The sequence below is a fragment of the Desulfurivibrio dismutans genome (genome assembly GCF_029210385.1).
In the GTDB taxonomy this organism is placed as follows: domain Bacteria; phylum Desulfobacterota; class Desulfobulbia; order Desulfobulbales; family Desulfurivibrionaceae; genus Desulfurivibrio; species Desulfurivibrio dismutans.
Genome location: NZ_JARGDQ010000005.1, coordinates 242,411 through 261,213, shown reverse-complemented (window position 1 = coordinate 261,213; position 18,803 = coordinate 242,411). Strand labels below are relative to the sequence as shown.

Annotated in this window: 12 protein-coding genes, 1 tRNA gene and 1 pseudogene; 9 read left to right on the top strand and 5 right to left on the bottom strand. The window is 58.4% G+C overall.

The genetic code is table 11. The features are described from left to right. Window position 1: 1 nt before the first annotated feature. A pseudogene (locus P0N66_RS12810) lies at window positions 2-2,536 on the bottom strand (chemotaxis protein CheB); the annotation flags it as partial. Between the two features lie 556 nt (window positions 2,537-3,092). Here P0N66_RS12810 and P0N66_RS07965 point away from each other — a divergent pair. Then, window positions 3,093-3,437 carry an isoamylase early set domain-containing protein gene (locus P0N66_RS07965; RefSeq protein WP_275804112.1) on the top strand — a complete coding sequence of 115 codons (345 nt, stop codon included), beginning with the start codon at window positions 3,093-3,095 and terminating at the stop codon, window positions 3,435-3,437. Between the two features lie 184 nt (window positions 3,438-3,621). Here the strand turns inward: P0N66_RS07965 and P0N66_RS07960 are convergent, their stop codons facing one another. From P0N66_RS07960 to rnc, 3 genes are all read right to left on the bottom strand, one after another. Next, window positions 3,622-5,529 carry a biotin/lipoyl-containing protein gene (locus P0N66_RS07960; RefSeq protein ID WP_275804110.1) on the bottom strand — a complete coding sequence of 636 codons (1,908 nt, stop codon included), beginning with the start codon at window positions 5,527-5,529 and terminating at the stop codon, window positions 3,622-3,624. A gap of 278 nt (window positions 5,530-5,807) precedes the next feature. Next, window positions 5,808-7,250: an acetyl-CoA carboxylase biotin carboxylase subunit gene (locus tag P0N66_RS07955; protein WP_275804109.1), complete on the bottom strand. Its 1,443-nt coding sequence runs from the start codon at window positions 7,248-7,250 to the stop codon at window positions 5,808-5,810. A gap of 260 nt (window positions 7,251-7,510) precedes the next feature. After that, window positions 7,511-8,209 (bottom strand): ribonuclease III, encoded by a 699-nt coding sequence (rnc, locus tag P0N66_RS07950; RefSeq protein WP_275804107.1) that lies wholly within the window; start codon window positions 8,207-8,209, stop codon window positions 7,511-7,513. Between the two features lie 51 nt (window positions 8,210-8,260). Between rnc and P0N66_RS07945 the strand changes: the two genes are divergently transcribed. The 8 genes from P0N66_RS07945 (at window position 8,261) to P0N66_RS07910 (ending at window position 17,647) form a co-directional block, all read left to right on the top strand. Beyond that, a tRNA-Cys gene (locus tag P0N66_RS07945) sits at window positions 8,261-8,335 on the top strand. A gap of 100 nt (window positions 8,336-8,435) precedes the next feature. Continuing rightward, complete coding sequence (locus tag P0N66_RS07940) at window positions 8,436-8,933, top strand: hypothetical protein (RefSeq protein WP_275804105.1); 498 nt, start codon at window positions 8,436-8,438, stop codon at window positions 8,931-8,933. 103 nt (window positions 8,934-9,036) lie between these two features. After that, window positions 9,037-10,971, top strand: coding sequence for a putative nucleotidyltransferase substrate binding domain-containing protein (locus P0N66_RS07935; RefSeq protein ID WP_275804103.1), 1,935 nt, complete (start codon window positions 9,037-9,039; stop codon window positions 10,969-10,971). Between the two features lie 37 nt (window positions 10,972-11,008). Then, window positions 11,009-11,725 (top strand): 3'-5' exonuclease, encoded by a 717-nt coding sequence (locus tag P0N66_RS07930; RefSeq protein ID WP_275804102.1) that lies wholly within the window; start codon window positions 11,009-11,011, stop codon window positions 11,723-11,725. Between the two features lie 166 nt (window positions 11,726-11,891). Continuing rightward, window positions 11,892-12,143, top strand: a complete 252-nt coding sequence (locus tag P0N66_RS07925; RefSeq protein ID WP_013163189.1) for a DUF4212 domain-containing protein — start codon at window positions 11,892-11,894, stop codon at window positions 12,141-12,143. Window positions 12,144-12,381: 238 nt separating this feature from the next. After that, a complete protein-coding gene (locus P0N66_RS07920) occupies window positions 12,382-14,157 on the top strand; it encodes a sodium:solute symporter family protein (RefSeq protein WP_275804096.1) in 1,776 nt (591 codons plus the stop codon). Window positions 14,158-14,495: 338 nt separating this feature from the next. Beyond that, on the top strand, window positions 14,496-15,908 hold the full coding sequence (locus P0N66_RS07915) for a sigma-54-dependent transcriptional regulator (RefSeq protein ID WP_275804094.1): 1,413 nt from the start codon (window positions 14,496-14,498) through the stop codon (window positions 15,906-15,908). Continuing rightward, a complete protein-coding gene (locus P0N66_RS07910) occupies window positions 15,905-17,647 on the top strand; it encodes a two-component system sensor histidine kinase NtrB (RefSeq protein ID WP_275804092.1) in 1,743 nt (580 codons plus the stop codon). The genes P0N66_RS07915 and P0N66_RS07910 overlap by 4 nt, the downstream gene beginning before the upstream one ends. Window positions 17,648-17,719: 72 nt before the next feature. Here P0N66_RS07910 and P0N66_RS07905 read toward each other — a convergent pair whose 3' ends face one another. Next, window positions 17,720-18,787, bottom strand: a complete 1,068-nt coding sequence (locus tag P0N66_RS07905) for a polysaccharide deacetylase family protein (protein WP_275804089.1) — start codon at window positions 18,785-18,787, stop codon at window positions 17,720-17,722. Window positions 18,788-18,803: the final 16 nt, after the last annotated feature.

Sequence of the window (18,803 nt, the reverse complement as noted above, 5' to 3'; positions counted from 1 at the left end):
TCTAACTCCTGGCCTTGAGTCTGGCAATCTCCGCGCGCAGTTCCGCTTCCAACGTCTTGGCGGCGGTGATGTCGGCAAAGGTAATCACCACCCCCCCGATGACGTCATCAATGGTGCGGTAAGGCATGATGCGCACGGTAAACCAGCGTCCGTTGGTGGCGGCGATCTGCTTCTCCGTAAAGGCCAACGTCCGCAAGACCTCCTGCACCTCTTCGGTCATCCCGGGATAAAACAAGTCACTGACGATGTCGGAAAGCGGCCGCCCCACATCGCCGGGGATCAGCTTGAAGAGTTTGTTCGCTCCGGGGGTAAAGCGCTGGACGCGAAGCTCGTTGTCCAGAAACACGGTAACGATTTCCGTGCTGTTGAGCAGATTGCGCATGTCATTGTTGATGCGCGCCAGCTCGTCCATTTTTGACTGTTGCTCGGCATTAACCGTTTGCAACTCTTCATTCAGAGACTGCATCTCTTCACGGGAGGTGGTCAGTTCCTCGTTGGTGGACTGCAACTCCTCGTTGGTGGACTGCAACTCCTCGTTGGTCGATTTAAGCTCCTCCTGCGAGGATTGCATTTCCTCCTGGAGCATGTGCCTTTCTTCAAGGGCCTGTTGGATTTTCTGCTCCAATTCGCGCACCCTGGCGTTGTTGGCAGCCATGGTCCGGGAGCGTCCGGGAGCTTTCTTTTTCACGGGGGTCGGCACGTCCCTGAAAACGATCATCGCCGTGCCCCGCAGCGCTTCCGGCTCATTGATCACCTGGACGGTGAGATCGACGGTCTGCGAAAAGCCGCCCTCACCGACCCTGAGCCCCTTGACGGTGATCGCCTCTTTCTGCCGGAAAGCTTTCTGGAAGGCGACCCCAAGTTCGAATCGGATCCCGTCACGGGCCATGGCGAAAATATTCCAGTTGGCCTTGCCGGCCGCCGGCTCCAGGTATTTGCCGGTTCGCCCGCTGATGTAGATGATGTCGCCCCGGTCATTGACCAGCACGGCGGGCGGGGCAAAGTGCTGCAACAGCACCTGATCCGCAAGCGACTGGACATTGGCGGTGGATTTCAAAATCGTCCGTTCCTTGGAAGCTCCCGGCGGAGCGGGGACAGACATGGCGGGAAACGCAATCGGTTCGTCCGGCTGAACCGATTCACGCCGCCGGAAGAGCCGCGACTTAAGGTTCAAGGGGACAAACAGATCGTTGTGGGCGCTGACGGTCTCCGCGCTCCCCAGAAACAGGATCCCGCCGGAGTTAAGACTGTAGTGAAAAAGCGGCAGAAGTTTTTTCTGTAGTTTTGGTGTCAAATAGATCAACAGGTTGCGGCAGACGAGGATATCCAGTTTGGTGAAGGGCGGGTCCATGATGACGTTCTGTGTGGCGAAAGTCACCATCTCCCGGATTTCCGTACCGATCCGAAAGCCATTTTCTTCGGGGATGAAAAACCGATCCAGGCGTTCGGCGGAGACATCCGCGGCGATGTTGGCCGGATAGATCCCCTGACGGGCCTTATCGATGGCGTCCCGGTCGAGGTCGGTGGCAAAAACCTGCAAGGTGGAACCAGCCTTGGGCTTGATTTGGGTCAGTGCTTCCTTAAACACCATGGCCAGCGAGTAGGCCTCCTCCCCGGTCGAGCAGCCGGTCGACCAGGCCCGTAACTGGCCGGTGGGGTTGCCCTCCAGGAGCGCCGGGATGGCCTCGTCCCGGAGTTGCTCCCAGGCCGCCGGGTCGCGAAAAAAACTGGTCACACCAATCAACAGTTCCCTGAAAAGAAACTCCACCTCCTGGGGATTTTCCTGCAAGTAGCGGACGTAGGCGGCGATCCGGCCGATCTGATGGATACCCATACGCCGCTCGATTCGGCGATAGACGGTGTTCTTTTTATACAGCGAGAAGTCGTGACCGGTTTTGGCGCGCAACAGGATGACGACCTTCTCCAGGGCGCTCCGCTCCTTCTCCGCCAGAGGGGAGGCGGCCCTGGCGCTGACACGGGCATGACGCAGATAGCCGATGATCTTGTCGGGCAGCTCTTCCGCCGGGGCAACCAGGTCGGCCAGGTCGGCATCGATGGCGCTGCGGGGCATGCTGTCGAACTTGGCCGAGGACGGCTCCTGCACCAGCGCCAAGCCAGCCTTTTCCTTGATGGCCCGCAGGCCCATGGTGCCATCTGAGCCCATGCCGGAAAGGATGACCCCAATGCTTTGCTCCCGTCGGTCGTCGGCCAGGGAACGGAGAAAAAAATCGATGGGCAGCCGCAGGCCACGGGGCGCCGTCGGCGCAAGCAGATGCAGCGTACCATGCAGAATGGACATGTCCTTGTTGGGGGGGATCACATAGACGCAGTTTGGCTTGACCTTCATCCGGTCCCGAACCTGCAAAACTTCCATGCCGGTGGCGCGCTGAAGAAGTTCGGGCATAACTCCCTTGTGGGTCGGGTCGAGATGCTGGACGACAACAAAGGCTATGCCGCTGTCTTCCGGGACATGCTGCAGGAACTGCAACAGCGCCTCCAGCCCGCCGGCGGAGGCTCCGAGGCCGACGACGGGAAAGGGAGGACTTTCTTACGCCATCGAGGCGTCTTCCGCCGCAGGCCGGGTTTTAGTGCTGTTGGTCGTGGGCTTAAGTCGTTTTTTCATGGTGAAATCATATGATGATTTAGTCAGGTGTCAATAACTAATTGGCCCAAATATTTACCATAAGGAGATCCGGACCGTGAACCATCGTATCACAACGTCTGAGCCAATTGCTGGATTTCTGCCCAGACGTGAATTTGAGTTACCGCCTGAATCCGTGAGCGTCTCTGGCCAGATGCGGGTCATTCCTTGAACTTGGCGTTGAGATTCCGCCGGCCGATTTTCATGGAACTGGCCCATGGCATGAAAACAAGGGAGAGTTGAATCAACCACGGCCCTCGCTGATGGTGATGGCGAAGTCCGGGCAGCGGCGTTCACAAAAGCGACAAGTTATTCAGCGGAGAACTTCCGCTTTTTTTATTGACACAACCGGCCATCATTATCCAATATAACAAAAGGATTATCAGTGGGGAGTTCCCGGAGTGTGCGGGTTTATTTTTATTTAAGGTAAAATTGACCGGAGGAGATTTTCATGTCAACCAAAGCTTCCACAGCCCCGAAAACGCAAAAGAAGACCTGTAAAAGCAGTAAAACCTGTAAGCAGGGTACCACATCGGCCGGCGCTAACCAGGAATTCAGCCTGATGGCCCCGGACGCCGCCGAGGTTTACGTGGTGGGGGATTTCAACGACTGGAAAAACGGCAGTGACAAGATGCGCAAGCTGAAGAGCGGCCTGCACAAAAAGAGCAAGAAACTCAAACCCGGTCGCTACGAGTACCGTTTCGTGGTGGACGGCCAGTGGCTCAACGACCCGGCCTGCGACCAGCGTTGCGCCAACCCCTTCGGCGGAGAAAACTCGGTAATCGAAGTCCGCTAACACCAGCAAACAAAAGACGCCCCGGCCGAATGCAACCGGTCGGGGCGTCTTTTGTTTGGGGCATCTGCCAGGATGGACCCGTAAACGTTCAGCAGTGCCGCAGACTGCGGCAAGCGGACCGGCGCCGCGTACAACAGGTACGCAAGCCGGGCCGATCGCCGCAAGGTGCGGTGCTGCTGGACGTTTACGAGTTTACTTCGACCAACTCGCCGCCGGCTTTTACCGCATCGCCCACCTTGACGGCGACCTTTTCCACCTTGCCGTCGACTTCGCTCTTGATGGGGGTCTGCATCTTCATGGCCTCCAGGACCAGCAGCTGGTCGCCGGCCTTGACCTCGTCGCCGACCTTGACACTGACCTCACAGACATTGGCCCCGAACGGCGCCCGGTAGTCGCCGGCGGCGGCCAACTCTTCAATCTCCTTCTTGGAGAGCTGCACTGCCTTGGCCGCCCCGCCGGCGCTTTCACTGACCTCCGGCTCGAACTCATAGCGCCGCTCGCTGTGATCCACGTTGAGGTAAACGTGGGCGGTGCCGGACTCGTCGGACTGCATGGGGCCAACTTCCACCACGTGCTCCTTGCCTTCGTGGTCGCGGAATTTCAACATCTCGCCCAGCTTGAAACCGCCCCGCCGCAAAAAGATCGCGGGCGGCAGCACGTAAACCCTGCCGAATTTTTCCTCGAACTTGAAGAAAGCCACGGCGTCGTTGGGGTGCTGCAGGTAGTTGACCAGTTGCTGCTCGGTGGGCTCATAGCCCAGCTTTTCGGCCAGATCCCGGCGTTCCTGCTCGATATCCATGTCGGCGATTTCGTCCATGCCGCCTTCCTTCTCCAAGGTCTCCTTCCAGTTGGGGCCGAAGATCTTTTCATAGATCCAGTCCGCCGGCTGGTAGAAGGGAAAGGGTCCGTACTTGCCCAGCAGCAGGTTTTTCAGGTCACCGGAGGGGGTGGAGTAGCGATCGCCGGCCTGGACGTTGGCCACCGCCGTGGTCCAGAGGATCTGGGAACCGGGGGTCACACTCCAGTAGTTGCCCAGTTCTTTTTGTACCTTGGGCAGCTCATCATGCAGGATAGTCGGCATCTTATCGAGAAAACCGCCCTTGGTGGCCTGCTCGAAGCTGCTGCCGGCCGCCCCGCCGGGCAGCTTATGGATCTGCACGGTGGGGTCGAAGCCCTTGAACTGGGATTCGAAATATTCGTAGTACTGGCGCTCGTTGCGCAAGGCTTCCGAGGTTTCAATCACCGCTTCCTCGCTGAGGCCGATGGCTTTATAGCCGTACTCGGTCAGGGTGTTGACGGCGGTGAGAATGGAGGGCGGGCCGTAGAAGCCGGAAAAGGCGTGGTCGGAGGCATCGACGATCCGGGCCCCGGCCTGGACGGCGGCGGTGATCCGCCCCACGTCGTTGCCGTCGGTGTTATGCCCGTGGTAGTGGATTACCAGGTCCGGGTATTTTTGCAGGATGGCGCTGACCAGGTCGCCGATCCGCTTGGGGGTGCCCAAACCGCCGTGGTTCTTGATGCACAGCACGATTTCCCGACCGGTGACATCAAGGATTTCACCCACCTTCTTGACGTAAAAGTCATCGGTATGCTCAGGACCGGTGGAAAAGCAGACCGCCGGCTCCAGGATCTTGCCCGCCTTCTGCACCTCTTCAAAAACCGCCACCATATTGGGAACATGGTTGAGAAAATCGAACACCCGCCAGACATCCACGTACTTGGCGTACTCGCTGACCACCATGCGGATCACGTTCTGGGGATAGGGCCGGTAACCAAAGAGGTTGATGCCGCGGCAGAGGGTCTGAAACATGGTCTTGGGCATCCGTTCCCGCAGCAGTTCCAGCTTGAGAAAGGGATCCACCTGTTTGCGCAGCATATCGACGTGGATGGAGGCCCCGCCGGTGATCTCCAGGGAAAAGAACCCCGCCGCCTCCCGGGCCGGGGCGGCCAGCAGGTCGGTGTGCAGCAAAATCCGGTTCTTGTAGTCGGACTGGGACAAATCGCGGGCGGTGTTGGTCACATAGTAACCATCGGCCTTGCGCAGGGTCTCAATCGCCTCGCCGGGACTCATACCGTGGACAATACGTTCCATGTCTATCTCCTTATCAGCTTTGTGCCGGACCAAAGGAATCACCAGAGCCGGCGTCTATTTAAAAAATCGTGCGTCCAAAAAACCATATTATCAAAAACACCGAATCAAGCAGTAAACGAGCAGCAATTACCAAGCCAGCAAACACCAAACCCGGAGTATAGCCAAAGGCCGGAGTGTAAACGTTCAGCAGTGCCGCAGATTGCGGCAAGCGGACCGGCGCCGCGTACACCGGTACGCAAGCCGGTCCGATCGCCGCAAGCTGCGGTGCTGCTGCACGTTTACACAGCGTAGGGGTTTTGTTGGCGGTAGTGTATTTCGGCAATCAAATGGGCCAGCTTGTTGCCCTCCGTGGTGAAATCTTCGTATTCCAACAGGTAATCGTGGGTATCGAGAAAGGAGGTATTGAAATCACCGCCCTTGAAATCCGGATCGTCGATCACCCGCAGGTAGAAAGGAATGGTGGTCTTGGGGCCGACAATGACGAAGTTGTTAAGGCAGCGCCGCAGCCGATCCACCGTTTCGTTCCAGGAAAAGCCGTGCACGGTCAATTTAACCAGCAGCGAGTCGTAAACCTCGGGGATGGTGTAACCCTGGTAGGCAAAGCCGTCCAGCCGCACCCCGTAGCCGCCCGGTGAACGATAAACGGAAACGGTCTTGCCGCCCTCGGGCATGAAGTTGTTCTGGGGGTCCTCGGCGTTAACCCGCACCTCGATGGCGTAGCCGCGCACCTGGACGTCATCCTGGCAGAAGGCCAGCTTCTTGCCCAGGGCCAGCTTGATCTGGGTGCGGACGATGTCAATCCCGGTGACCATCTCGGTGACCGTGTGTTCCACCTGGACCCGGGTGTTGATCTCCATGAAGTAGAAGTTCCAGTCCTTATCCACCAGGAACTCCACGGTACCGGCGTTGAAGTACTTGGCGGCCTTGGCGGCCTGTACCGCGGTTTCACAGATCTTGTCCACCAGGGCCTGGTCGGGGATCAGGGAGGGGGCGATTTCGATCAATTTCTGGTTGCGGCGCTGGATGGAGCAGTCCCGGGAACCCAGGTGCACCGTGGTGCCTTCCTTGTCGGCGATCACCTGCACTTCGATATGCTTGGGGGTGAGCACCAGTCTTTCCAGAAACACCGCGTCGTTGCCAAACGCCGCCTTGGCCTCGGCGCGGGCCACCGGAATTTCGGCCTTGAGCTGCTTTTCGTCATCAATACGACGAATACCGCGGCCGCCACCGCCGGCGGTGGCCTTGAGCATCACCGGGTAACCGTGGGTGTTGCAGAACTCAACGGCCTCGGCCACCCCGGCATCACCGGGGGCCAGGCTGGAGGTGCCGGGCACCAGGGGAATGCCGGCCTCCTGCATGATCCGGCGGGCCGTAACCTTGTCACCCAGGGCCTGGATGACGTCGGAGGGCGGGCCGATGAAGATGATCCCGTTATCTTCGCAGGCCTTGGCAAAGTCGGGGTTTTCGGCCAGGAAGCCGTAGCCGGGGTGAATGGCGCAGGCGCCGGTTTTCTTGGCCGCCTTGATCACCTTATCGATATTGAGGTAATCACTGCGGGGGCCGTCTCCCAGCCAGACCGCTTCGTCGGCGGTGCGGATATGCAGCGCCTCGTTGTCCGGGGTTTCGTAGACGGCCACGGCGGCATGGCCCAGTTCCTGGATGGCGCGGATCAGCCGCAGGGCGATCTCGCCTCGGTTGGCGACAAGGATTTTCTTTTTCAAGGCACACCTCTCTGGCTAAGAGTTTATCTTACCTGGCAAACCAGTTGTTGACGGGGCGGGAAAAGGGTCCGAAACACGAAAAATGACCGCAAAAAAGGGGACCACCAAGCCACGCGGTGGTCCCCTTTATGGACCCTTACAGAACACGCTAAAAACGCTATCTACCATAAATTGTGATCACGGGCAAGTTTTGCGGGATGTTTTTCCAGGGAACCGTCAAGGTCATTGGTCACGGCACCCGGGTGGGGCCTGAACGTTTTTTAACGGTTGACCAGCGTGGCCAAAGCGGCGCGGGCGGCGGCCTGTTCGGCCTCTTTTTTGCTGCGGGCCCGGCCCTGTCCCATCACCTGCCCCCGAAAATCGACCTCCACCGTGAAGCGTTTATCGTGGGCGGGACCCTCTTCATCCACCAGCCGATAGCCGGGGGCCGCGCCGTGGCGTTCCTGCAAGATTTCCTGCAGGGCGGTTTTGGCGTCACTATCCTCGGGGCCGGCCTGGTTGACAACCCAAGGGTCAAAAAGCTCGCCTAATAAATCCAGGGCCGCCTGGCACCCGCCATCCAGATAAACCGCCCCCAACAGGGCCTCAAAGGCATCGGATAAAATCGACGGTTTGTCGCGGCCGCCGCTTTGGGCCTCGCCCCGGCCCAACAGCAGCAAGTTATCCAGTCCCAACCGCCGGGCCATCCGGGCCAAGTGGGCCTCATTAACCAGAGCGGCCCGACGACGGGACAGCTCACCCTCGCGCATTTTCGGGTATTGACGATAAAGCAGTTCGCCTACGGCCAAATCCAGCACCGCATCGCCCAGAAATTCCAGCCGTTCATTGTGGGGGTGCCCCCGCCCGCCCGCCTCGGCGGCATACGAGCGATGGGTAAGGGCCTGGCGCAGCAGTTGCGGGTTGTGAAAACGATACCCCACCCCCGCGCACCATTCTATTAGTTGCTCATTTGTTGCCATAAATCTCTTGTCAAACCAGGCAAGCCTGTTTATGATTGCTCCTTCCAAAACGGCGGCGTAGCCAAGTGGTAAGGCAGTGGTCTGCAAAACCATTATTCACCGGTTCAAATCCGGTCGCCGCCTCCAGCATTACCAAAGGGGGGCACCGTTTTTCGGCTGTCCCCCTTTTTTCTTAGCAACTTTAAGAAAAGTATCCCCAATCACCTTCGCGGAGCATCGGCAAAATATGGCCCAACCGAAACCCCAACCCCAGTCGCTGGAAGAAAAAATCGAAGAATCCCTGCTGGCCGGGCAATCCCGGCGGCAGATCATCGACCGCCTGAAAAACGAAGAAGACCCCCAGAAGCTACTCTTCCACGCCAACAATATCTCCAATCCGGCCGTGCGCGGCAAATACGTTTATCTCAACCTGCTGCTGGCCTTTTTCCTGCTGTTTGTCACCAGTAAAAAACTGCTGACCATCGTACAGTTCGGCGCCATCGACCTCTTTTTTTTCCTGTCTTTGGTGCCGGTGGTAATCAACTTCTATCTGTTGCGGGAAATACTCCGTTTTCGCCGGATCGGCTACCATTTTCTCCTGGTACTGGCCCCGCTTTCCCTGCTGTTACCGGAAAACCGCCTCTACCCTGAATTGCCCATGATCCTGGCCATGACCGTGCTCAGCGGTTTTCTGTTTTTTCGAATGTTCCCCCCCGGGGAATTGATTAAAACCCTGGAGAAATGATAAGCTGACCAAGTCAGCCTGCCCTGGGGCGACATGACGGGCAAGAAACCTACCGTCCCTCGGCCCCCAACCAGCGTAACCGTTCAGCGGAGCACAGCCAACCATGAGCACCGGCAAAAACGACGCCCACAACATCGCCCCGGAAACGGTGCTGGAGTTTTTGCGCCACACCATGCCTTTCAACGAACTGGACGACGACCACCTGCGGGAACTGGCCAGGCACTGCATTATTGACTTTATCCCCAAGGGCACCCTGATCTTCCGCCAGGGGGAAACCGAGGTGGAACACTTTTACCTGATCCAGAAAGGTGGGGTCAAAATTTATCTGGAAGACGATCAGGGCGAGGTAACCCTCAAGGATTTCCGCGGCGAAGGAGAATACTTCGGCGCCCTGCCGATTATCCAGAATACCCGGGCCAACCTCAACGTGGAAACGGTTGAAGACACCTTCTGTTTTCTTTTCACCAAGAGCGCTTTTCGCCAGCTGCTGGACACCTCTCCCCGGGTCAGCCAGTATTTTTTGCGCAGTCTGTCGGAAAAGATGATCAACACCGCCTATGCCGAACTGCGCCACCACCGGGTAACCCCCCGCACCGAAAGCGCCCTGTTCCTGTTTTCCACCCAGGTGGGCTCCGCCGTTAAAGGTGAGCCCAAAACCATTCCCGCCGACGCATCGGTACGCCGGGCCGCCGCCCTGATGGCCGAACTTAAAATCGGCTCGCTGCTGGTCACCGACCCGGCCGGGGAAATTATCGGAATCGTCACCGACAAGGATCTGCGCACCAAAGTGGTGGCCGCCGGGCTGGATTACCAGACACCGGTGGAAAAGATCATGGCTTCACCGGTGATCACCATTCCCGGCCACGCGGTCTGCTTCGACGCCATGCTGCGAATGATGCGACAGCGCATCCATCACCTGGCCATTGAAAAACAGGGAAAAATCGTCGGCATGATCACCACCCACGACATCATGCTGCTGCAGGGCACCTCACCCCTATATCTCTTCCGGGAAATCGTCGCCCAGCGCACCCTGGAAGGGCTGCACCCCCTGGCTCGCAAGGTACCGTCGGTGGTCCGCACCTTGATCGAGGAAGGAGCCAAGGCCAACAACATCACCAAAATGATCACCGTACTCAACGATCATATCCTGGAGCGACTGCTGACCCTGCTCATTGAAGAACTGGGGCCGCCCCCCCTGCCCTTCTGCTGGCTGCTGATGGGCAGCGAAGGGCGCAGCGAGCAGACCTTCAAAACCGACCAGGACAACGCCTTGATTTACGCCTGGCCCCAAGATGAAAAAAAAGCTGCCGAGGCCGAAGAATACTTCAAAGCGCTTGGCGAACGGGCCATCGAAAACCTGGTGTTGTGCGGTTATCCTTTATGCCCCGGCGAAATGATGGCCTCCAACCCCAAATGGCGAATGTCGGCCCCAGCCTGGCAGCAATGTTTCGACGGCTGGATCATGACCCCGGAGCCCAAAGAGGTGATGCATTCCACCATCTTCTTCGACCTCCGGCCCGGCTACGGTGATTTTGGCCTGGCCGACAAGCTGCGCCACCACCTGGCCCGGACCATCCCCAAACAGGAGCTGTTCCTCTATCATCTGGCCCAGAACGCCATGGAGGCCCGGCCGCCGCTCTCTTTTTTCCGTAACTTAATCGTGGAAAAAGACGGCGAGCACCGTAACGCCCTGGATCTGAAGACCAAAGGTCTGGTGCCCTTTGTCGATTTTGCCCGGCTCTTTGCCTTAAAGCACGGCATTGGCGAAAGCAACACCCTGGTGCGGCTGCAACTGCTCCGGGAGGGAGGGCACATCAGCGCCGAAATGTACCAGGAAACGATCAAGGCCTATGAGTTTCTCATGCAGTTGCGACTGGTCCACCAGTTGCACATGATGGAAAACGGGCAGGAACCCAACAATCACATCAACCCCGCCAATCTTTCCGACCTGGAAAAACAGACCCTCAAGGAATCATTCGAGGTGGTCCGCCGTCTGCAAAGCCACATCAAAGCGGAATTCCGCCTTGGCGAGCGCTAACCCACCATCGCACCGCCCCCGGGCGCCAAGGCCGAACATGTTTAAAAAAATGCTGAGCCGTTTCGGCCTGATTCCGCCGGCCCATCCGCTCTTTGCCGACAACTGGCATTATTTCCGACGGCTCGACCAGAATCGCCCTTTGAGCGATTACGAGTTCGTGGTTTTCGACACCGAACTCACCGGCCTCAACCGGCGGCAGGATGAAATCGTCTCCATCGGGGCGGTTAAGGTCCGCCACCTGCAGATCATGGTGGGAGAAACCTTCCACGTTTACGTCAAGCCTTCCCGCCCCCTGCCCAAGAACAGCACCCTGATCCACCGGATCACCCCGCAGCAGATCGACCAGGCCCCACGGCTGGCCGAAGTGTTGCCGGATTTTATCTCTTTCTGTGGCCAGGCCCTGCTGGTGGGGCACTATGTCGGGCTGGACGTGGCCTTTCTCAACCGGGCCTGTCGCCGTCATTACGGGGCGCCGGTCTCCAACCCATGCCTGGACACCATGCGCCTGGCCCAGACCTACACCGAAATGCAATGGCAACAGTACCATGACCGTTTCCGTATGGATGTCGCCTATAATCTGGCCGCACTCGGCCGGGAATACGGTCTGCCCGACTTCACCCTCCACGACGCCTACGAAGACGCCCTGCAAACCGCCTACCTGTTTGTTTTTCTGATTAAGCAAATGCGCTCCAAAGGGATCGTCACACTAAGGGATATCTTCAGCGCCGGCCAGGCCTGGCGCAACCTTTTCTGATACCACATTGTAACACATCAAAGAGGGTAAATTTTCCAGTTGATTTTTTTTCGTGCTTTGCTTAGAGTGCCGTGCTGTTCAGGTTCCGGTACACTAAAAAATTGAGCACGTCACGGAAACGGGGGTTTCGGACACGTGCTCGCCAGCTTACTGCGAGGAGAGAGAAATGACCAAAGACCTATCGATGTACTGGAAGAAGAACCTTACCTACATGGTGATTCTCCTCACCATCTGGGGCGTGGTTTCCTATGGCTTCGGCATCTTTTTTGTCGAACAACTCAACAATTTTTACCTGGGCGGCTTTCCATTGGGGTTCTGGTTTGCGCAACAGGGTGCCATCTATGTTTTTGTGGTCCTGATCTTCGTCTACTATTTTCTGATGCAGAAACTGGACCGGGAGTTTGACGTCAACGAATAAGCTCCTTCTGTTCTTTAGCATTTTCAAACAGTCTCGCTTTACCATCGAAAAAACAATCAGCTAGCGGTTCGCCGGGCACCTGACCTCGCGGTCGGCCCCGCCACCGGCAAGTTGGGTCCCAAAAAGCTGCGCCCGACAAGCCCGCCACGGCTGGCAAAAAGACAATTGTCATCAATCGTTGACAGTCGGCGACCCGGCCCGCGGCCGTCCCGACCATAACCGAAGAGGAGAATACACCATGTCGATTCTGGCCTGGACTTACATCATGGTCTTTCTGACCTTCAGTCTTTATCTAAGTATTGCCTGGATTGCCCGGGTAAAAACCACCAAGGGCTTTTACGTGGCCGGCGGCGGCGTCTCGCCGCTGGCCAACGGGATGGCCACCGCCGCCGACTGGATGAGCGCCGCCTCCTTTATCTCCATGGCGGGCATGGTCTCGTTCATGGGTTACGGCGGTTCCATCTACCTGCTGGGCTGGACCGGCGGTTATGTTTTGCTGGCCTTGTTTCTGGCCCCCTACCTGCGGAAATTCGGTAAATTCACCGTGCCCGACTTTGTCGGTGACCGTTACTACTCGGACACCGCCCGGCTGGTGGCCCTGATCTGCGCCATATTTGTTTCCCTGACCTATGTCGCCGGCCAGATGCGGGGCGTGGGCATCGTGTTTAGCCGCTTTCTGGAGGTGGATGTCAACACCGGGGTGATGATCGGTATGGCCATCGTCTTTTTCTACGCCGCCCTGGGCGGTATGAAGGGCATCACCTACACCCAGGTGGCCCAGTATGTGGTGCTGATTTTTGCTTACGTGATCACCGCCGTGGCCATCTCGATAATGATCACCGGCCATTTCATTCCCCAGATCGGTTTCGGCTCGGTGATCACCTCCGGCCCGGACACCGGCAAGTACCTGCTGGAAACCATCGACGCCCTGCACCGTGATTTGGGCTTTTCCGAGTATACCCAGGCCTTCGGCCCCGGCAGCAAGGGCATGCTGGATGTCTTCTGCATCACCCTGGCCCTGATGGTGGGTACCGCCGGTCTGCCCCACGTGATCATCCGTTTTTACACCGTACCCAGCGTGCGCGGTGCCCGGATCTCCGCCGGTTACGCCCTGCTGTTCATCGCCCTGCTCTACACCACCGCCCCGGCCGTGGCTTCTTTTGCCCGTTACAACATGATCAACACCCTGCATGAAACCCCTTACAGCGAAGCCCCTTCCTGGGTGCGGAACTGGGAACAAACCGGGCTGATCGCCTGGGTGGACAAGACCGGCGACGGCATCATGCACTACGCCCCCGGCGACGCTTTTGAGGGCCGCCCCAGCTTCACCGGTGAAACCGGCGAGTTCGGCCAGCGCCTGGTCAGCAACCCCATCACCGACAACGCCAACGAGATGTTCATCGACCGCGATATCATGGTGCTGGCCAACCCGGAGATCGCCAACCTGCCGGCCTGGATCATCGCCCTGGTGGCGGCCGGTGGCCTGGCAGCGGCTCTTAGTACCGCTTCGGGGCTGTTGATCGTGGTGTCGTCATCGATTTCCCATGACCTCTATTACCGGATGATCAATCGCCAGGCCACCGAGGCCCAGCGACTGTTGGTGGGTCGGGTGATGATCGGCGTGGCGGTGATGATCGCCGGTTACTTCGGGATTAACCCGCCAGGCTTCGTGGCCCAGGTGGTGGCCTTCGCCTTCGGCCTTGCCGCCTCGTCGTTCTTCCCCATCATCGTGCTGGGGATCTTCGACAAACGGACTAACCGCGAAGGTTGCATCACCGGCATGATCCTGGGGATGGGCTTCACCTTTTTCTACATCATCCATGTTAACTTCATGGGTGCGGCCCCGTGGTTCCTGGGCATCAGCGCGGAAGGCATCGGTGCGGTGGGCATGGCCATCAACTTCATCGCCGCCGTGGTGGTTTCCCGCCTGACCCCCCCGCCGCCCCAGGAGGTACAGGACATGGTGGAGAGCATCCGCTATCCCCGCGGCTCCAGCAGCGCTTACGACCATTAAACGGGCAGCAGCACCGCATCTTGCGGCGATCGACCCGGCTTGCGTACAGGAGTACGCGGCGCCGGGTCGCTTGCCGCAACCTGCGGCACTGCTGACCGTTTAATTTTCATTTTGCTCCTTTTTTTTGGGGGGACGTTGCCTGGCGGCACGTCCCCCCCTTTTTTTGTTCTCCTTTTCCCTTTTCCCTTTTCCCTTTTCCCTTTTCCCTTTTCCCTTTTCCCGTTTCCCGTTTCTCTTTCCTTTCCTGTTCTCTGGTCTTTGTTTCTGGTTCTCTGACCCCTGATTTGTGATTACCGTTTTCTGTTTTCTGTTTTTTGCATCCGCGTTATAGTCTGGTTATGAAACGGATTCTGGTGGTTGATGATGAGTTGAGCATGCGGGAGTTTCTGAAGATCCTGCTGGAAGAGGAGGGTTATGCGGTCAGTTGCGCCGACGGTGGGGTGGCGGCGCTGGAGCGGCTGACGGCGGAAGATTATGACCTGGTGATCTCCGATATCCGCATGCCGCCGCCCGACGGACTTGAGCTTTTGACCCGGATCAAGGAAATCAGGCCCGAACTGCCGGTGGTCCTGGTCACCGCCTTCGCCTCGCCGGATGATGCGGTGAGCGCAATGAAAAACGGGGCTTTTGACTATATCACCAAACCTTTCAAGGTCGGCGAAATCAAGGATATCGTCGGCACCGCCCTGCACAGCCAACAGCCTGTTCCGGCCGTGCACGGAGAGGGCGACCTTGAGACGGTCAGCGAATTCGAGGGCATTATCGGCGGCAGCCCGGAAATGCGCAAAATTTATGATATTATTACCCGGGTGGCCCCCACCCGGGCCAACATCCTGATCCAGGGCGAATCCGGCACCGGCAAGGAACTGGTGGCCCGGGCCATTCACCGCTTGAGTCCGGCCACCAACCATGAGTTCGTCCCCATCGTCTGCAGCGCCATTCCGGAAAGCCTTTTTGAAAGCGAGGTGTTCGGTCACACCAAGGGCGCTTTCACCGGTGCTTCCAGCAGCCGGGCCGGACTATTCGAACAGGCCAATCACGGCACCGCCTTTCTTGATGAAATCGGGGAGTTGCCCCCCATTATCCAGACCAAACTGCTGCGGGTGCTGCAGGAGCGGGAAATCAAGCGGGTGGGCGGCACGGAAAACGTGCGCATTCAGATCCGGGTGATTTCGGCCACCAACAAGGATCTGGAACAGGAGGTCATGGCCGGCCGCTTCAGGGAAGACCTCTTCTACCGCCTGGCGGTGGTGCCCATCCGGGTGCCGCCGCTGAGGGAACGCAAGGGGGATGTGCCGCTGCTGGTGGAGCATTTCCTGGCCAAGTACGCCCGCCTGTTCGACAAGGACATCCACCGGATCTCCTCCTATGCCATGCAGGTGCTGCTGGACTACGATTTTCCCGGTAACGTGCGGGAGCTGGAAAATATCATCGAGCGCGGGGTGGCCATGGAAAACTCCCAGATCATCCTGCCGGAAAGCCTTACCCTGGCTGGCCATCGCCGCAGCCAGACAACATCCCCCACAACCGGCACCGCCGTCACCGCCACCGGCGACCGCCAGGCCATCACCGAAGAGGTTTTCAGCCGCGGCCTGGAGCCGACCCTGGCCGATCTGGAACGGGAGATGATCGTCAGCGCCCTGGAAAAAGCCGGCAACTCCAAGACCAGGGCCGCCGAATTGCTGCGCACCAGCTTCCGCTCCCTGCGCTACAAAATCAAAAAATACGGCATCGACGCCGACCGGCCATGAGCAGTCAACAGCCCGAATTTCCGGCCAGTACACCCCCGGTAAGCCACGAGGGGAGCCACCCTCAGCCACTGGCGCAGTTACCTGCACCAGACTCCGAACCTGCCGACCCCGGCCGGTTATTAAAAAAACAGTTGGCCTGGTATTTTCTCCTGCGGGTCACCTTTCTTACCCTCATCCTTGGCATCACCGCGGTTCTGGAGGCCCGCGGACACCGGCTGACCACCGACCTGTACCATTATCCCCTGCTGTTTGTCGCCGGGTTTTACCTGTTTACCATTATCTCCGCCACCCTGCTGGCACGGATAAAAAACACGCAACGTTTCGCCTTTCTGCAGATCTGCATCGACATCCTGCTGATCTCCTGCCTGGTCCTGTTTTCCGGCACCAGTCAATCGCTGTTTACGGTGGTTTATTTTCTGCCCATCATCGTCGCCGCTTTCATGCTCTTTAAGCGCAGCGCCCTGCTGATGGCCTCCCTCTGCACCTTTGCCTACGGTTTTCTGCTGCTGCTGGAATACAGCCACTATGATTTCAATCTGCTGACCATCGGCCCCCGAGCCGAAGTCAGTCTGGAGCGGCTGCTCAACCTGTTTGCCATCAACGGCCTTTCCTTTTTTCTGGTCGCGGCCCTGGCCGGCACGCTGGCCGGGCGTCTTTACCGCACCGAAGCCGCCCTGTCGCGGACCGCCTCCCATTATGACCGCCTGAGCAACCTCTACAAACAGATCTTCGATGATATCACCACCGGCATTATCACCGTCGACGGCCAAGGCCGCATTACTTCCTGCAACCGGGCGGCGGAAGGCATCAGCGGCTGGTCGGCCGATGAGATTAGGAGCCGCAAGGCGGAGGAGATCATGCCGGAAATCAAGTCCGGCCTGGAACCGGGCACCAAAGGCCGGGCGGAAAGTGAGCTGACCCGCAAAAACGGCGAAAAAATCCCGGTGGGCTACTCCTGGAGCCGCCTGTATGGCACCCACCGGGAAGAGGACGGCGGCGCCATTCTTTCCCTGCAGGATCTCAGCCTGATCCGGGAAATGGAAGCCCGGGTGCGGCAAAGTGAAAAGATGGCGGCGGTGGGGGAAATGGCCGCCGGGGTGGCCCACGAATTCCGCAACCCGCTGGCCGCCATCTCTGGTTCCAGCCAGCTTTTAGCCCAACGCTTGCGAAACCACCCCGGCCAGGAAAAACTGCTGACCATCATCACCCGGGAGTGCGACCGCCTGGAAGCGGCGGTAAGCAATTTTCTGCTCTTCTGCCGGCCTTCAAGCCCGCAAAAACAATATTTTAACCTGAATGACCTATGGGAGGAATGCGCCGCCCTGATCCGCCAAATCCCGGACTGTACCGAACGCCACCGACTGACCGGCGGGATACCTGCAAAGTTGGAAATTTGGGCCGACCGGGAGCAAATGCGGCAGGTGCTGCTCAACCTGCTCAGCAACGCCTGCCAGGCCACGCCCACCGGCGGGGAGATAACCTGCCGGGTGGAGACCTTTCACTCTGACAATGATAACAGGGAGAAAGGGGTTACCATCCGTATCCAGGACCAGGGCAAGGGCATCTCCCAGGAGGTTCTGGACCGGATCTTCGACCCCTATTTCACCACCCGCCAGGAGGGCACCGGCCTGGGCCTGGCCATCGTCCACCAGATCATCGAAGGCCATGGCGGCCGCATCCGGGCGACCAGCACCCCCGACCGGGGCACCACCTTCAGCATCGAGTTAACAGCCCTTTGAAAAACGAGCTGTTGGCGGCCGGCCCATGGATGGCCGCCAACTTCATTGGCTCTTTCGGTGCCAATGAAGTTGTCAATGGGGCCGAGTTAACATCCAGAAGCGCAACGCGGTGCGGCCAGTATCCTTTTCCCGGGCGCTGATCATCACCCGATTGATGCGTCGCTCCAGCACGGTGTCGTTGTCGATATAAACAAAATCGCCGTCAACCTTGGCCGGCTGCCAACCCAGTTCACTGACAAATATCCCGAAAGTGCCCGGCCGGTAGCGCTCAGGATAGAGCAGGCGAGCGCCGATCCGGGGCGGCGGATTCTCCTGGAGGGGCTGCAGCCCCGGAATATGGTCGGTGAAAGGCAGGTCCACCCGCTGGAGCACTTCCTGAAAATGATCCAGGGTCGACCAGTTGGTGCCCAAGATGGGCTCCCGGGAGATCATGAACAGCTCGGTGTCGTCGCTCACCGAGCCGGCATCCTGGGTAAAAATCGCCTCATAGCCGAATTTCTGCGCTTCCTCCAGAACGATGTGATTGTACTCCCCGTAGGGAATAGCAAAAAAACGGGGTTCTTCACCCAGCCGTCGGGTCAGAATCTCCCGCCCCTGTCGCAGATCTTCCCGAATCCAGCGACGGTATTCTTCCTCACTCTGCCCTTGGGGCCAGTCGGCCAAACGGTGATGGGAGTAGCTGTGGTCCTGAAAGTCCACCCCGGAGGCGGCCATCTCCTCCACTTGATCCCAGGTCATGTAGTTGGAGTATCTTCTCTCCAGCCCCTCGACGTAGATAAAGACGGTGAAGGGGAAATCGTACTCTTTAAAAACCGGCCAGGCTTTGGTGTAAGTGGTCCGGTAACCGTCATCGACGGTAATAACCACCGTCCGGGGCGGCAGGGGAATACCATCACGCAGCATCTCGACCAGCTCCGCCAGAGGAATAACGTTATAGTCATGAGCCGCCAGGTAGGCCATCTGCTCTCGGAACTGTTCCATGCTCACATTGGTGGTGGGGTAGCGGTCGTCACCAAAATGATGGTAAATAAAGATCGTTGCATCACCGCGCGGCGCCTCCGCGGCTGTCACCACCGGCAACCCCGCCGGTACCGCCAGCATAAGCATGAAAACTAAAAACAATCGACATCGATAAAACATGGTCTCACCTCTTTTG

Bases quoted from the DNA above. Each gene is read 5' to 3' on its own strand.
- P0N66_RS07905 (WP_275804089.1), bottom strand. From the start codon at position 18,787: ATGTTTTATCGATGTCGATTGTTTTTAGTTTTCATGCTTATGCTGGCG.
- P0N66_RS07965 (WP_275804112.1), top strand. From the start codon at position 3,093: ATGTCAACCAAAGCTTCCACAGCCCCGAAAACGCAAAAGAAGACCTGT.
- P0N66_RS07940 (WP_275804105.1), top strand. From the start codon at position 8,436: ATGGCCCAACCGAAACCCCAACCCCAGTCGCTGGAAGAAAAAATCGAA.
- rnc (WP_275804107.1), bottom strand. From the start codon at position 8,209: ATGGCAACAAATGAGCAACTAATAGAATGGTGCGCGGGGGTGGGGTAT.
- P0N66_RS07935 (WP_275804103.1), top strand. From the start codon at position 9,037: ATGAGCACCGGCAAAAACGACGCCCACAACATCGCCCCGGAAACGGTG.
- P0N66_RS07960 (WP_275804110.1), bottom strand. From the start codon at position 5,529: ATGGAACGTATTGTCCACGGTATGAGTCCCGGCGAGGCGATTGAGACC.
- P0N66_RS07930 (WP_275804102.1), top strand. From the start codon at position 11,009: ATGTTTAAAAAAATGCTGAGCCGTTTCGGCCTGATTCCGCCGGCCCAT.
- P0N66_RS07910 (WP_275804092.1), top strand. From the start codon at position 15,905: ATGAGCAGTCAACAGCCCGAATTTCCGGCCAGTACACCCCCGGTAAGC.
- P0N66_RS07925 (WP_013163189.1), top strand. From the start codon at position 11,892: ATGACCAAAGACCTATCGATGTACTGGAAGAAGAACCTTACCTACATG.
- P0N66_RS07920 (WP_275804096.1), top strand. From the start codon at position 12,382: ATGTCGATTCTGGCCTGGACTTACATCATGGTCTTTCTGACCTTCAGT.
- P0N66_RS07915 (WP_275804094.1), top strand. From the start codon at position 14,496: ATGAAACGGATTCTGGTGGTTGATGATGAGTTGAGCATGCGGGAGTTT.